The organism is Terriglobus sp. TAA 43 (assembly GCF_000800015.1).
Classification (GTDB): Bacteria; Acidobacteriota; Terriglobia; order Terriglobales; family Acidobacteriaceae; genus Terriglobus.
The window spans coordinates 348,699-365,164 of the sequence record NZ_JUGR01000002.1; the positions used below are offsets into that span (position 1 = coordinate 348,699).

The window sequence follows — 16,466 nt, forward strand, 5'->3', positions numbered from 1 at the left end:
TACAACTTCCCATTGGTTCTCCGGAGGAACCCTTGCTCGCGCTGCTTCGGCCATTTTGTCTTTCTGCTGTCTTGATCCCTGCCCTGACCGTACCTTTAGCCTTTGCGCAGTCCCCCACCGTCGTCACGGCTGGAACGTCGCAGTTGCAGAGTCTCCCACTGACATTTGAATCTTCCATCTCTGCCCGGAACGAATATTTGATTCGTTCCGGCGCCATGATCGCAAAAGTTGGGCCTACCGAGCTACAGATTGCTCTCCCTGCCGCGAAAGGCACATCAGAGCTGCTGTCCGTCCAACTTGGAAACGCCAGCGCAAAGGCCGAACCCACCGTCTCGGAAAAGCAGAGCGGCGACGCGAACTATCTGATCGGCAACATGTCGGAATGGCGAACCCATGTGTCTCGTTACGGAAGACTGACTTACGCGAACGTCTACTCCGGCATTGATCTCACTTACTATGGCAACGGCTCTCGCCTGGAACATGACTTCATCGTGCAGCCAGGAGCAGATCCGGCCACGATCGACATGCGCTTCCGAGGAAGCCGCAAGGCCCACCTCCTGCCGAACGGCGACCTGCTTCTATCCCTGGACAAGAGCGCTGTCACTCTCCATAAGCCTGTCGCCTATCAATCGCGCGACGGTGTACGAAGCGACATCCCAGTACAGTTCGCTCTCTCCGGTGACAACGTCCGCTTCTCGGTCGGCAGCTATGACCATTCCCAGCCGCTGGTGATTGATCCGGTCATCACTCTTGCAACTTACCTTGCTGGGACTGGTGCAGACACCGTAACGGCGGTCGCCACGGATGCTGGCGGCAACATCATCGTCACGGGTTATACAAACTCAACAGACTTCCCTACCAAAAACCCACTGCAATCGGGGGTTGGCGGTAGCGGCGTAAAGAATGCCTTCGTCACGAAGCTGGACCCAACTGGGAAGACATTAATCTATTCAACCTATCTTGGCGGTTCTTCACCGACTCAAGGTGACTTCGGTGGTGCAATCGCCATCGACTCAGCAGGCAACGCAATTGTCGCGGGCACTTCTTCGTCCAGTGACTTCCCACACGTGGGTTCAGTTCCACCCGTAAGCACCTGCCAATACACCAGCTCCTGCTATTTCATAGCATCACTTAAGCCCGATGGCTCCGCACTGAATTACTCGGGCAGAATCGGCGGCCTTCAGGGCAACTATACAAACGGCGTGAATGGCCGAGTCGCAGTCGATGCTTCCGGCAATGCTTATCTTGCGGGACTAACTGACGACATTGGCTTCTACGTCACTCCCGGCACGTTCGGGGGAAGTCCGGTTGGCTATCCCTCCAGTCAGATGTTCGTCATGAAGGTGAACCCGACCGGCAACGTCGTGTACTCCACGATCGTTCCTGGCAATGCTGCAACTTCTCCAAGTCAGCCGTTTACCAACGCGTTCCTTCCAACGGGTATCTCTGTAGATAGCTCCGGCAGAGCGACTGTGCTTGCCTGGGGTGGGCCAGGTTTGCCCACGACTCCTGGAGTTGTAGGAGCTCAGTTTCCCAACTCTTACCCGAATGTTTCAGATTCATCTGCTGGTGTTGTGTTGCGATTGAATGCAACAGCTACTGCACTCGACTTTGCCAGCTATTTGCCTGGAACAGATCAAGCTGGCGGCTTGGCAATTGACTCCAACGGCAACCTCTGGATCGCCGGAACAACAAACGAGACGAACCTTCCGGTAAGCACGAATGCATATCAAAAGACACTTAGTGTTGGCGCCGTCTCCAATACTGCAAACGGTTCTGGTTACATCATGGAGCTCGCGCCTGGAGCCACCAGCATACTCGCAGCAACATATCTCGATGGCACAGGTGTCGGCCAGAACTATGAGTCGAGTTCCTTCTCAGCCATTAGCTTGGACAGTCAGTCGAACGTATTTGTAGGTGGCACTACCAGTTCACCGGATTTCCCCATGAAGAATCCTTTCGCCACTGTCCTCTCGACTGCTGGCACCATTTGGGGAATGGTCCTGGCAGAAATGAGCCCAGACCTTAGCACATTGAAATTCGGATCATTTCTGAATGCGACAGGGCCATCCAGCTATGAAGGTTCAAACTTCGGCGCCATGACACTCGATGCACAGGACAACCTGATCGCCGCAGGAACCACCTTCGCCACAGATTTCCCGACGACCACAGGCAGCGTTCAGCCAACACCTCCAACGCCCGCCAGTCCCTATACATCCTATTTGCACAGCTTCGTTGCAAAAATCGATATGTCGATAGCTGCGCCTGCGGTTTGCTTTGACAAGCGAGGCATCGGTTTCGGAAGCGTCAACGCAAACACGTCCAGCAGCATAAGTGTTCAAGTAACTAACTGCGGAAATGCACCACTGAATATCAATGCAATCATTTCGGATGCTCCAACCGTAACTGCCACCCAAAGCTGTAGTCCTGTTGCTCCTGGAGCGGTATGCCCGATACAGGTTACCTTCACTCCCGTCAGCAGCGCCGGCACTTCAGGTACCCTGACGTTTTCGACCAACGCTGCTACCCTTCCGCAGAAGGTTACATTCAACGGCCAGGGTATTGCCCCCAGCATCTTTCCGGTGACTAATCCTGTTTCATTTGGCCATTATCTAGTCGGGACGCTGTCGACCAACGGTGGTCTTCTTCTGCAAAACAAGGGACAAGTCGCCCTCATAATTAGCAGCGTGAGCGTATCTGGTTCTGCCTTCGCGGTGGCGAGCCAGACCTGTACTGGGCGATCCATCGCAGCAAACTCTTATTGCAGCGTCGCTCTCTCATTCACACCGCCAACCGCGGGTGTACTTTCTGGGACCGTTACGGTCGCATCGAATGATCCGCAAACACCACAGCTTGTGGTTGATATTACCGGCACGGGAGACGCCGTTTATGCAACCCCAACACTGTCCTCCATCAGCGTCCCAACCACACTTGTAAACACAGCGGTCACCGAGAACCTGACAGGCGCAAACTTCTATCCGCAATCCGTGGTTCAACTCAACGGTGCACCGGTCACTACTAAGTTTTTGAGCAATACGCTATTGCAGGTAACCATACCTGTCGGTGCCATTACAGCCTTGGGAGAACAGGGCCTCACCGTAGTAAATCCTGCTCCTGGAGGCACAAGTAGCACTGTGGCCATCACGCCCTACAGTGTTATTCCATTAACGCTCAGCAACATGGTTTACGACGCAACATCGAAGAAAATCTTCGCTGCAGTTCCAAACCTTTCCACCACAAATCCGAACACGATCCTGCCGATTGATCCCGCAACTGGCAGCACAGGGACTCCCATCCCTGTTTTGAATAATCCCACCAACCTCGCCGTGTCTGACGATGGTCGCTACTTGTACGTGTCGCCTTTCGCGCAAAACGGAGTCACAGGACAGTTGCAACGCATCGATCTGACAACAGGCTCAGTCGATCGGACCTTTACTCTGCCCGGATCATCCACTGGCATTCGGGAGATGCATGTGGTGCCGGGATATCCAGAACTACTCGTTGCAACGTTGACGATCAATGCTTCTCCTTCTGAAAACGGAGTGGCTCTTTTCAACGATGCCGGACTTGTCGAGTACCACTCAAATGGATATGGCTCACCTGGCTGGTCGCTCGATTCATTCCAGTTCGTCGGACAAACTTTCTACGCACCCTACGGCGGCGGTTTCTCGAACTACGCAGTACTTCCCACCGGTTTCGTTAGCCTGAATCCACCCTCCTGCTGCACGGGCGCCACCGGTTCTGTCACAACCGATGGTTCGCAGTTGTATACCAGCACAGGTCAAGTGTGGGATCCGCGGACCAGCAGACTGATAGGCACTTACTCCGTGCCCGTTTACCCTAATAGTTTTTATGCCGATGCGGTCATCAAGCGGACATTCTTTATGAGCAATTTTGTCCCGAACGTTTCGGGCACAACAATGCTGAGCTATGACTCGTCTACATTGCAGAGTGCAGGCTCTCTCTCCTTTGGTTCCGTGGGAGGTGGCTATTGGTTAATGCATTCCACAGGTGACTATTTCGCTTTTGGCAATAACCTCACGGGCGGTTCGTTCACTGATCCTTCTTACACCACAAATCTGATCCTGTTCCGCAGCAGTCTGGGCGCTCCAGGAACACCTACAGGGCCAACGATCGTAAGCACCTCGCCTTCGAACCTGCCCGCAAGCTCTCCTGCCACCACGGTCACGCTTACGGGAAGCGGGTTTGATGCAGATGCAGTCGTCTCATGGAACGGCAGCCCTCGCGTTACAACCTACACCAGCGCGACCTCACTGCAGGTACAACTTACCGCCGACGATCTGAATACCGCTGGCATTGGCAAACTCAGCGTGAAGAATGCTGGCACCGGACTTACGGGAGCCAACTTTAACTTCCAGATGATCGGCGCTCCGATCACGTTCTCTCCCGCCTCGCTTACTTTCCCGGCGCAGGCTGTGAACTCCACCTCAGCACAACAGGCCATCACGCTTACCAACACCAGCGGCGCAGACATTCACGATCTGACATTGGCTGTTACGGGGACGGATGCCACTCTGTTTAAACAAAAAAACAATTGCCTGGCCACGCTGATTTCCGGAGCAAGTTGCACCGCGAGTGTCACCTTTACCTCCAGCAGCACAGGTACAAAATCCGCTTCGTTGATCGTCAACCAGGCCGGTGTGGCACTTCCTGCAACGGCAGCTTTGTCCGGTAAGGGAAGCACACCAGGATTCACTCTTTCGAAGACGGTCACTAATTTCGACACCTTTGGCGTAGGTTTGTACAAACAGATCGTGGTGGCTTACATCACGAACACCGGCGAAATTCCGATCACCAACGTCAAGGCCAGCATTTCGGGCACCAATAGTGCTGACTTCACTGGTTCAACAAGTTGCTATGACGTCAGCTTGGGAGTAGGTCTCCAATGCCTGGCCTTTGTCTCCTTCCAGCCTCAGGCCATCGGTGCCCGTACCGCCACATTGACAATCTCGGCAGACGGCGCAGCCTCGCAGCAACTTACACTTACCGGTACTGGTGTACGTACGGGCCTAAGTACCTCCGCCACAACGTTCGCGTTCGGGGACATCGTTGTAGGAGATACCAGGTCAGCAACGACTACGTTTACAAACACCGGCGAAGCGACGCTGGATATGCTTCAGGTGGTTTTCGACTCGTTAGACCGCTCTGCATCGCAGTTCTCTTACAACACGACTTGTGCCCAGAGCAGTAACTCCAGTTACTGGAGCCTGGCGCCGGGCCAAAGCTGCACGTTCACACTGATTCTTGCTCCGTCGCGCCTCGGTGCCTTATCGAATGCGTTGACGTTCGGAGTGATAATGCAAACGGGCGACGGCAGCATGCCAGCAATTCAGGCGCCGATGCGTCAACGCATCACCTACACCATGAATGGAATCGACGCATTTGGCCTGGGCGCCACATCCGTGGACTCAGGGAACGTCATCGCGGGACAAGGCTCGTCGGAAAAGACAATCTCTCTGATCGCCGCAAACGGTTTCGCGTTCGGCTTGAATGGCACGTTGTCTGGAACAGACGCTTCGGAGTTCAACTACAGCAATGACTGCCCCACTTCGATCACCGCAGCCACCAGTTGCACACTGCACATCAAGTTCACTCCAACGACAGTAGGAGCAAAGACTGCAATATTAACGTTGGTTCCGCAGCGCTCATCGCCACAGACAACCTATCCGTTTGGGCTCATTGCCCCGTTGCCGCGGGTCATAATGCTCACGGGAACAGGCAGTGATTTCAATATCTCTGGCGGTTCGGGAGGTTCGGGGGGATCCGCAGGAACGCCAGCGGCAACTGTTACTGCTGGGCAACCTGCAGCTTATTCCTTGTCCGTTTCCCAGTCGGTGGGCTCTCAAGACATCGTGACGATGTCATGCGGCAATCTTCCGCAATATGCCACGTGTACCTTCACTCCACCGTCCTTTACTCTCGGGTCGGCTCCAACGGTTGTGAACCTGTCTATCAGCACTCAGCAGACAGCAACCTCCAGCGCGATCCCTCTCAATGGCCTGCGCGTAGCCCTATCGCTAGCCCTTTTGGGCGGGTGGGGACTCTGGGCGGCTGCCCGACGGAGATCAGGTTTGGAAAGGCTTCTACAAATTGGCCTGGTCCTCCTCAGCGTCGGGCTGATATTCACCGCTGGATGCGCCGGTGCGGGAAGTGGATCTTCCAGCAATGGTGGTAGCGGCAGCAGTGGCGGTGGTACAGGCGGTAGTGGCGGAGGAACCGGCGGCAGCGGAGGTGGAACAGGCGGCAGCGGTGGTGGAACCGGCGGCAGCGGTGGTGGAACCGGTGGAGGAACTACAGTCAACATGACTCCAGCAGGAACTTACTCCGTCGCTGTGACTGCCACGACTGGCTCTATTAGCCGTTCGCAGAACGTGACGCTCACCGTGAAGTAACATCGTTCACTTACCACGAAGGGCGCTCCGGCTGGAGCGCCCTTTATTTCTAACGTGGCCCAGTGCTAACGCAATTCAGCTTGGTCGCCGAACCTTATAACAGTTCCGCAAATCAGATTTTTATGGCTGCAGCGGATGAACAGCGATGCAGTCGATCGAGGTGGCGGAACCGGCAACCGCGTGCGATTGAATCAATGCCTCGAAATACTTGGGCAGCCTGCTGCCGTTCGCCGCACGCAGCTTCGCCTCAAGTTGATCGCGACGACTTGCACTGCTCAAAAACTGGATAGCAGCTTCCGTGCCTTCGCGTCTGAGCCCTTGCACCAGCAGGGTCGCGCCCTGATCGTTCAGACTCGGCACCAAAGAAATCGTGGCGTAATCGTCGCCGGAGTAGCCCGTGGATTCATGCACAGCGTAAAATGGCTGCTCGCCCGGCCTCGGGTTGCGGTTATCAATGTACCTTGATCCGTGAATGCCACTCTCAAAGAATCGAAAGTTCATGCGTGGCTCATATAACTCCACCCAGGGGTTCGAGTTCTTCGCGCCCACCAGGATGAAATTGCCTGTCAGCATCGTGTCGCCCTTCACTTCCTTGGCGGACCGGAATACCAACTTGTCATGCAGCGATCCGGCAAGGAGTGTGAAGGTAGCAGCGGCGCGTGCGTCCGCCATGGACGTGATCTGCGAATTCTGCAGGTAATTGAACAGCGTCATCTCACCACGAGTGGCATCCTCCGGAATGAGGCCCTTGGTGTACTTGTGATCGACATATTCATCCAGTGTGAACTGGCGATCCCCCAACAAGCGCAACACATAGCTGGCATCCGCCAGCACGACCGTGGTTGGGCGCTGCGATTCCACGACTCGATTCAGAGGCCACGGCGGCAAAGAGAGAGCCGCAGAACGATACGACCGCAACCACCCTGCAATTGCCACAACAGCCAGGACCGCAACCAGCGCCCACGGAAACCACGCTGGCAGACTTCGCTTCACAATCGGGCTATCCGATGCAGTCTCGGTTGCTGGAAGGGCCAGTGCCGCAGGAAGCTCAGCCTCCGTCTCCGGTAGTGCCGACGGTACGTGACGCGGATGGAATGCGAGAGCGTATCCACCTTTGGGAATCTCGATCAGGGCGCTCTCGTTCACACCAACAGACTGGAAATACTCGTAGAGACGCAGCCGCAACTGCCTGACGTACACCCGGACCGAACTATCCTCGGTCGGATTAAAGTCCTCGGTCTTATCAAATACCGCGCGCCCAATCGCCTGTTCTGTCAGGCCCGCACGGTCCCCCTGCAGCGTACAAGCAGCAAGATACCGTAGCAGCGCGGGCAGCCGTAGCGACTTTTGAAACGCCTCGCTATGCGCAATCCGTTCCACCAGCAGGAGATGTTCGCTGCCCTGAACAGGGACGATGGAGGTGGACGCAGGAACGTCATTGTTGTCACGGATTGGGGGAGGGACGGTCGCCATTCTGTCTGGAAGCTTTTTCTGCCGCTAGCCAACGGTACCGAATGCAACGCTGCAGCCGCAACAGTAAGCCCATTTTCTAACCCGTTTCACGCCAACACAGACGCCTGCTCATGATGCATAACCTCTTTATTGTGAACGTTTCACATTGCATTAACAATGTTTTCCGGGGCTAAGCCCTTGGCAGTCGCAGATCGGCCTCTCCACTGTATTCGGTGTTCCCAAAGTAGCCTTGCCGCCGTAGCAAACTCTGCTGCTTCAGAGCAGGCGTGGAACAACAGAAGGAGTCGCCCTATATGTTTCGTCCCCGGCATTTGGCCATTGCCGCCGTTCTTGCTCTTCCTACCGCGTCACTTGTAGCGCAGGATACCTCTGCCCGTCTCTCCGGTACTGTCAGCGATCCTAGCGGCGCCTTCGTCCCAGGAGCCAAGCTGACGCTGACGAATCCAGCGACCAAGGCAGAAGTCGCCCACGCTACCAGCGACGAACGCGGCGTCTATAACGCCCTCCAGCTGCCTCCGGGAACCTACACCCTTTCGGTGGAAGCGCCTGGCTTTCAGCGCACCGAAACCCAGGTGCAGCTATCCGTGGCCTCGCGCGTCGACCTGCCCATCACCCTCGCTCTGGGCAATGTCGGCGAAACTGTCATCGTCACCACCAAGGCAGAGGAGCTGAACCGCAGCGATGCGACGATCTCCACACTGATTAGCCCAAGCGATGTGCAGAACCTTCCTCTGCCGAACCGCGAGATCACGAACCTGATCGCGCTTGCGCCCGGCGTGGTCCACGGCGGCAGCGCCACCAATGTGAACTCAGCGCAGCTTTCCATCAACGGCAGCCGAACGCTGAACTCTGAGACACTGCTGGACGGCAATTCGGTCGTAGAGGGCGTCACTGGCCAGATCAGCCGCCTCCCCTCCCCCGACATGATCGGCGAGTTCCGCGTCATCACCTCGAACGCCCCAGCCGAATACGGCCGCACCTCCGGCGGCGTGGTCACCATGCTGACCCGCAGCGGTACCAGCCGTTTCCATGCGAGCGTGTACGAGCTGTTCCGCAACGCCGTGCTCAACGCGAACACCTTCGGCAATAAGCTGCAGACCCCCGTGCAGAAGCGCCCGGCCAACAACTACAACCAGTTCGGTGTCGTGATCAACGGACCCGTCTGGATCCCGAAGATCTACGACGGCAAGAACAAGACGTTCTTCTACCTGAACTATGACCAGACGTTGCAGCGAGCTGCCGCTTCGCAAACGCAGAGCGTGCCTTCGGCTGCCTTCCGCTCGGGTGACTTTTCCGCATCGCCTGTGACCGTGTACGACCCGCTCACCAACCTGCCATTTGCTGGCAACATCATTCCAGCAGGCCGCATCGACAAGACGGCTGCAGCGTATCTATCACTGCTCCCACTGCCGAACACCACCGGTACCTTTGACAGCGTCAGCAATCGCTATACCAACAACTACACGTTCCAGAACTCACTGCCTTATACTGCACCGCGTTACTCCGCCCGCATCGATCACTCCATTGGCGATAATGTTCGCCTCTTTGGCAGCGTAAACCGCTGGATCGCCGCCACCATCGCGCAGTTGGCATACAACAACCCCATTCTTGCCACGTCCTACGGTTGCAATTGCGATCAGGGTTGGCAGGCAGTGGTGGGTGGTACGGCAACCGTCAATCCAACCACTGTGGTGGATATCCGCTTCGGCTTTAACCGCTGGGTGGAAGAGCGCACAGCCGCCAGCTACGGTACTGACCCGTCCCAGACAGTCGCTATTCAGCGGTATTCCTTCAAGGAAACGCCCAATGTCAGCATCTCCGGCTTCAGCAACATGGGCGCTGGCAACGGCTCCACAAGCCAGACCTACAGCAACACCTTTACCCCGTACGGCTCCATCACCAAGGTCATTGGTCAGCACACCATTAAGGCTGGTGCGCTGCTCCGTAAGGATCAGGTGAACGTCTTCAATACGGGTTCAGCGTTCCAGGGCTCCTACAGCTTTACCGGAGCCATCACGGACATCACCGGCTCCGGCGGTAAGGCGACCAACGGCCTGGCAGACTTCCTTCTGGGTTCGGTGAAGACCTCCAACTACGCCATCCCGCAGCCACTGCTGGGTCGCCGCAACTTCAACATAGGCGTATACGTTCAGGACGACTTCCGCATTACGCCAAAGCTCACAGCCAACATTGGCGTGCGCTATGACTACGAATCGCCCATGTACATTGCCACGGATCGCTACAGCCGGTTTGATAACCACACCGGCGTGTTGCTTGTGGCAAACAAGAATGCCTCTCGCACGCTGAATATCAACAGCGCCAAGTTGAACTTCTCTCCGCGTATCGGCCTGTCGTTCGCACCCACCAACAAGATGGTGATGCGTGCGGGCTTCGGCACCTTCTACGGCCAGATCATGTCAAACCTCGGCGGACAGGTTTCCTTCCCCGGATATGACGTACCCGTCTCGTTCAACAATCTCGGAACGCGTGTCGCACAGCCCTTCACGCTCAACCAGGGAATGCCCCTTATCGGTGTGCAGGATCTCAACAATCCCGCAGCGGCGTTGGCATCAGCATCCCCGTCCAATCCCTTCTCGCCCGGTATCAGCTACCAGAGCATCAATCCTCTTAGCCTTAATCAGCAATGGAATGCCAGCGTGCAGCAATCGATTGGAGCTGAGACTGTTGTTGAAATTGGATACGTCGGAAGCCATGCAGTGCACCTTCCGCTCTATCTGAATGACAATCTACCGGCGTTCAACCAGGCAACGGCAGTGGCCTTCGCCAACACCACGGTGGCCACGCAGAATGCGCGCCAGTTCCCTAATCTCGGCACTCTGTCCGGTTCGTACAACGTTGGCAGTTCCAGCTACAACAGCTTGCAGGTAACAGCGCGCCGCCGCTTTGGCAGCGGCTTTTCCATGCAAAGCTCCTACACCTGGTCACACACCATTGACGACGGCTCAGGTATCTTCAACTTCTCGCAGGCGAACGGTCTGAACGCCGGACAGTATCCGTCGGACTCAACCATCCGCCGCACGCAGGAACGCAGCAGCTCATCCTTCGATGTGCGCAACAACTACACGCTGGCGATTTCGTATAAGACACGCGGCCCGTGGTTTACGCGCAACATCGAGATCAGCCCCATCTTCACGGGTCGCACTGGCCTGCCATTGACCATTACACAGTCGAACGTATTCCCCGGCGTCAACAGCCAGCGTCCCAACGGCGACGACACTCGTCTGAAGGTCACACCGTATCGCAATGGCGCGGGTATCCAGTACTTCAAGCCGACAAGCGCATCGGACTTCCCCCTCACGCCAAGCGGCCCTGTCTTCGTTGGCACGGGTGCTGCGCGGACGCAGGTGGTGGCAACGGGTCTTGGCACGGTAGGCCGTTACAGCGTTCGTGCTCCGGGCGAAGTCGATCTCGATATGTCCGTATCGCGTAGCTTCCCCGTCTACAAGCAGGTTGCCTTCGTCTTCCGTGTGGATGCCTTCAATGTGTTGAACCACAACAGCCTTGGCAATCCGGGAACATCTCTCGGCCTGACCACGGACGCGACACACGCATACTTCAATGCGCCTTCCTTCGGTCTCATCACAGGCTCCGTCTCCAACCGGTTCCTGCAGATCGTTACACGCATCAACTTCTAATCGCCAGCGTGTGGCGGAGAGAAATCTCCGTCACACGCTGCCACATCCCCAACTATCGCTGTAAGGTTGTCCTGCCATGCATCGCATCTTCAAGCCCGCTGCTCTCGCTGCATTCCTCTTGTGTGCGTCTCACATTGCGCAGGCACAGTCCCTCTTCCTCTCCCCATCCGACATCGCAGCACGCAAGCAGCTTGCGCAACAACAACCCTGGGCCAAGGCAAGTCTGGATCTACTTCTGAAAGAGGCGGACGACTTCCCCTCGTCATACGAGAAGCGCTTTGGGACGCCCGACGCTGCACCACCGCCTGAAGGTGGAGCATGGCTGCATTGGTATGCCTGTCCTGAAAGCGGTCGGCCATTGCAGTTTCGCCCACCCGATCAAAACATCTGCCCAGATACTGGCAAGAACTTTACCGGCTACCCGTACGATCACGTCGTCTACCAGCTACGCAACGATGCGCTGGCTGAAGCCGCAGTAGCTTCTGCGCTCGCCTACCAGTTCACAAAGAAATCTGTGTACGCGCAGAACGCTGCGAACATTTTGAAAGATTACGCGCGTGTGTATCCCAAGTACACGCTGCATGACATCAACAACAAGCCCGGCCCGAACGGCGGCATGGCTTATGCGCAAACGCTCGATGAATCTATCTGGCTCATCAAGATTGCGTGGACATACGACCTCATCCGCGATGCGAACGTACTCACTGTTGCCCAGCAGCAAAGCATCGAACACGATGTCCTGCGTGCCTCTGCCGCTGTCGTATTGAAAGCTCACAAGGAACCCACGATGAACATTCAGTCGTGGATCAACGCAGGCGCCGCAGCAGTCGGCTTCACGCTGAATGATCAGCCGCTCATCACCGAGGCCATCGACGGCCCCATCGGCTTCCGCTATCAGATGCAGCACTTCGTCCACGAAGGCTTTTGGGCCGAGGGTGCCTGGGGCTATCAGTTCTATGCCATGCGCGCACTCACGATGACCGCGCAGATGGCATCACGCAAAGGCATGGATCTGTGGAAGCAGGAGCCGAATCTACTCGCACTCTTCCATTCCCCATTGGGTGTGCTTCTACCAGATGGAAGCTTACCCGCCTTCAACGACAGCGGCTCACCGGACCTGTACGGCCAGTCGTTTCTCTACGAAGTTGCATATGCTGCAACACGCGATCCCATTCTTCTCAACGTCATTGAGCACGGCGCGCGCGGTGATCGCGAGGCCTTCTTCTTCGGTGCACCGCAACTTCCAAAAGCAGCAGCTCCTCGGCTCACAAGCGCAGTCTTCCCAGAAGCTGGTTATGCAACCTTGCGCTCATCGACAAGCGATCTGACAGCCATCATGAAGTTCGGTCCGCACGGCGGAGGACACGGCCACTACGACAAGCTGAACTTCGTGTTGTTCTCTCACGGCATTACGCTCGCCGAAGATCCCGGCACGCACTTCTACGGTTTGCCTATTCACAAGGAATGGGATGCGATGACCATCGCGCACAACACCATCTCCGTCGACGGACAGCGACAGGCACAAGCCACCGGCAAGCTGATGGACTGGCACGTTGGAGATGGCTGGACTGCCGTTCGCGCAGATGCAGGCCCGGTATACACCGAAGCGAGTCTGCAACGAACGATCCTTCTCACTTCTGGCTACATCCTCATCATCGATCGTTGCCAATCAAAGGATGGCAAGCCTCACACCTTCGATTGGGCGTATCACAACGTTGGCACTGAAACCATGACCAGCTCAGTGGAGATGAAGCCATACAGCTTCAGCACAACCAACGGCTATCAGCGGCTCCTGAACGTGATGCATGGCGAAACAGCGGCCGATATCGGCCTGCGCTTCGTCGCCGAACGCCAGCCATCAGCAGCCAACGGTGAATCAAACAGCACTCCCGCCACCTATGACTCCGCACCGCGGCATCCATCGACTGAGATAGCTCACGCACAACTCACATTGCAGATGCTCGGTGCCCCCGCAACCGAAGTCTTCACCGGCTCTGCTCCAAGCAGAGAGTCAGGATCTGTGCCTTTCGTGATTGCCCGCAGAGTCGGTACTTCCGTTACATTTGCCACGCTTCTGACCACATCAGGCCAGACATCATCCGCGGGCAATCCGGCGGCGAAGTTAAGAACGACAGCGGACGGAGGCTTCCAGATTGAGACTACACAGGGCACCGATTCCTTCTCCCCTGAGAGTTTCAAGTTTCTCCACACGTCCAGATAGTGCACAGCGATGCTCTCACTCTTGAATGAGAGCATCGCTGCCATTCTTATAGCTCTGCAGACTAGCCTTCGTTGCGGAGGGCAATCATCGGATCAACCCCTGCAGCTCGGCGCGCGGGAAGAGCTGAAGCTAAGAATGCAGAAACGGATAGAAGGAGAGCCGCCGAGGCAAGCATGATCGGGTCCCAGGGATGGACGTTGAAAAGCTGATCCTTGAGGAGTTTGCCGGCAAGGATGGCAAGAGGGATACCAATCCCCAGGCCGATGATGATCTGCCACATGGAGCCGCGCAGAATCATGCGAACAATGTCGGAACGGTTCGCACCAACAGCCATACGAAGACCAATTTCGCTGGTACGTTGTTCCACGATGTAGGACATCACTCCGTACAGTCCAATGGCGGCGAGTAGTAGGCCGAGAATGCCGAACAGTGTGGTGAGTGTGGCGATCATGTTCTGTTGCTGAAAGTCGGCGTTGACGACCGAGGTATAAGGATCGACTCCGTTGAGCACGAGTTCAGAATTCACGCTGGCAAGAGCTTTGCGGACGTTCTCTTCCAGGGCGGGCGGATTGTTGGGCGCCCAGAGAACTATGTTGTAGAGGTAATGAGACCAGCGGTCGCCATCGGTGAAGTTGGGATCGTCGTATTGCACGGCCTGCGCCTCTGGAACCCAGAACATGGGACGGACTGGCTCTTTATAGCCCCACGTCATGTAACGGATATCGCGGGCAACGCCAACGATCTCGAATGTCCCGGAGTATTTAAGGCGGTCCTCGCCGAAGTGCTGGCCAATAGGGTTTTGCCCCTTGAGAAAGCGGTTGGCAAAGGCCTGGTTGACGACGGCAACGTGGCGGGTAGTAGCGGTATCCTCCTCTGTGAAAGCGCGGCCAAGAGCCATCTTTGCGCCGAGAGTGTCAAAGAAGCTGGGAGTGATACGAGCCCAGCCGGCGCTGGAGTCTGATTTGGGATCAGGCTCGGGTTGCCCCTGCACGCGAATGCCTTCGTTCCAACTGTCGCCCGTCATAGGCGCGTAAAGTGCGGGCGCAACGGAGCGCACGCCGGGAATAGCAAGGAGTCGCTCGTTGATCTGCCGATAAAGCGGCTCCATCTGCTCCGGCTTAAGGTTGGAAAGCGTGGGATTAATCCACGCGACGTAGCGGCCGCGGTGCTCAAATCCAAAATCCTGGTTCTTGAGATTGCTCAGGCTTCGACCGAGCAGCGCGGCGGCGGAAAGCAGGACAATCGACATGGCCACTTGACCGATAACAAGCGTCTTCTGCGTCACCGAGCGGTTGCTCCCAACAGAACGGTTGGCCCCGCGTAGTGCTTCGGCGGGATCGGCGTGCGATGTCAGCCAAGCGGGTGCAACGCCGAAGAGTAGCCCCGTGAACACAGAGACACCGAGCGCAAAAAGTAGAACGGGCCAGGAAGGCGTAGCGCTGATCGGAACATAGTTGTCCCTGCCGCCGATTTGAACAGCGAGATAGAGGATCAGTCGCGCACCCCAGATGGCGACGGCGATGCCGCACACTCCGCCGATGACGGCGAGTGTCACAGTCTCAACGAGAGCCTTACGAATGAGGCGTGCGCGAGAAGCTCCCATGGCAATGCGGATAGCGATCTGCGCACGATCCTTCAGGCCGCGGGCAAGCATGAGATTGGCGAGGTTGCCACAAGCCACAAGAAGCACGCAGCTCGCAGCAATAAAGAGAAGCTTGAGACCATCTTTGTAATCGGCTCGCATGGAGGTAACGCCATCTCCACCCGGAATGAGATGAACTGTCTGCTTCTGCCAAAGCTGCAACTCACCCGGTTCCATCTCGGGCACATGGCTGGCGAGCCATTCATGGAGTTCAACGCGGAGTCTGGCTTCCAGTTGATGCGAATCAACACCGGGTCGAACACGCCCGATGATGTCCAGATAGGCAGCCCGCGGTTTCTTCATACGTGCCTGAGTCCCGGGAAGCGCCTGTTCCGAAGCGATTGGCAGCCAGAAATCGGGCATACCCCAGCCGGAGAGTCGCGCGCCATAGAAACCAGGCGGGGCCACGCCAATGATGGTGAAGGCGTAGCCGTTGACCTGGAAGGTGGATCCAACAACGGACGGATCAGCACCATATTTCTGCTGCCAGACGCGATAACTCATGACCGCGACAAGCGGTGCACCCTCTTTGTCATCGGAATCGGTAAGGAGGCGGCCGATCCAGGGCTGGATACCGAAGGTCCGGAAGAAGTTTCCAGAGACGTACTGGCCATTGCGCGTGTCGACAGGAGTGTGGGCTCCCGCGCGCCGGACACCGAGCTGGGCGTTCCCGGCTTGCAATGCGGCAAGGTCTGAGAACTCCGGGCTGTGGCCGCGGAAGTAGTTATAAGCTTCCCAGGAAAAGAGCGAGAAATTATTGTCGTCGCCCTGGGTATAGCCACCCCAGTTGCAGCAGCGGATCTTGTCGCCAATACGCCAAAGCTCCTCCGGTTTGGTCACGGGGAGCGACTTGAGCATGACTTGGTGAACGAGGGTGAAGATCGCGGTCGTGGCCCCAATCCCCAGGGCGAGCGTCAAGATAACGGTCGTAGTGAATCCTGGAGCCTTCCGAAGCTGGCGTAGCGCGTCGCGCAAATCTTGGAACATGGGGCCTCTCAGCGATGGGTTCGCATGTGAATACGCATGTGGGAGGCTGTCTGGTTCCAAAAAATGAAGCGATT

5 protein-coding genes are annotated in these 16,466 nt (G+C 56.7%); 3 read left to right on the forward strand and 2 right to left on the reverse strand.

What is annotated here, in order from left to right:
• The first annotated feature begins 32 nt into the window (after window positions 1-32).
• Window positions 33-6,413: a choice-of-anchor D domain-containing protein gene (locus M504_RS16070; protein ID WP_047495725.1), complete on the forward strand. Its 6,381-nt coding sequence runs from the start codon at window positions 33-35 to the stop codon at window positions 6,411-6,413.
• A 120-nt stretch (window positions 6,414-6,533) separates the two neighbouring features.
• Here the strand turns inward: M504_RS16070 and M504_RS16075 are convergent, their stop codons facing one another.
• Window positions 6,534-7,886 (reverse strand): hypothetical protein, encoded by a 1,353-nt coding sequence (locus tag M504_RS16075; protein ID WP_047495728.1) that lies wholly within the window; start codon window positions 7,884-7,886, stop codon window positions 6,534-6,536.
• Between the two features lie 293 nt (window positions 7,887-8,179).
• Between M504_RS16075 and M504_RS16080 the strand changes: the two genes are divergently transcribed.
• Complete coding sequence (locus M504_RS16080; protein ID WP_052200919.1) at window positions 8,180-11,542, forward strand: TonB-dependent receptor; 3,363 nt, start codon at window positions 8,180-8,182, stop codon at window positions 11,540-11,542.
• A gap of 76 nt (window positions 11,543-11,618) precedes the next feature.
• Window positions 11,619-13,763 (forward strand): heparinase II/III family protein, encoded by a 2,145-nt coding sequence (locus tag M504_RS16085; RefSeq protein ID WP_047495731.1) that lies wholly within the window; start codon window positions 11,619-11,621, stop codon window positions 13,761-13,763.
• Between the two features lie 61 nt (window positions 13,764-13,824).
• Here the strand turns inward: M504_RS16085 and M504_RS16090 are convergent, their stop codons facing one another.
• Window positions 13,825-16,392 carry an ABC transporter permease gene (locus M504_RS16090; protein ID WP_047495734.1) on the reverse strand — a complete coding sequence of 856 codons (2,568 nt, stop codon included), beginning with the start codon at window positions 16,390-16,392 and terminating at the stop codon, window positions 13,825-13,827.
• Window positions 16,393-16,466: the final 74 nt, after the last annotated feature.

Excerpts from the sequence above, each read along its gene's own strand:
- M504_RS16075 (WP_047495728.1), bottom strand. The coding sequence starts at position 7,886 with ATGGCGACCGTCCCTCCCCCAATCCGTGACAACAATGACGTTCCTGCG.
- M504_RS16080 (WP_052200919.1), top strand. The coding sequence starts at position 8,180 with ATGTTTCGTCCCCGGCATTTGGCCATTGCCGCCGTTCTTGCTCTTCCT.
- M504_RS16085 (WP_047495731.1), top strand. The coding sequence starts at position 11,619 with ATGCATCGCATCTTCAAGCCCGCTGCTCTCGCTGCATTCCTCTTGTGT.
- M504_RS16090 (WP_047495734.1), bottom strand. The coding sequence starts at position 16,392 with ATGTTCCAAGATTTGCGCGACGCGCTACGCCAGCTTCGGAAGGCTCCA.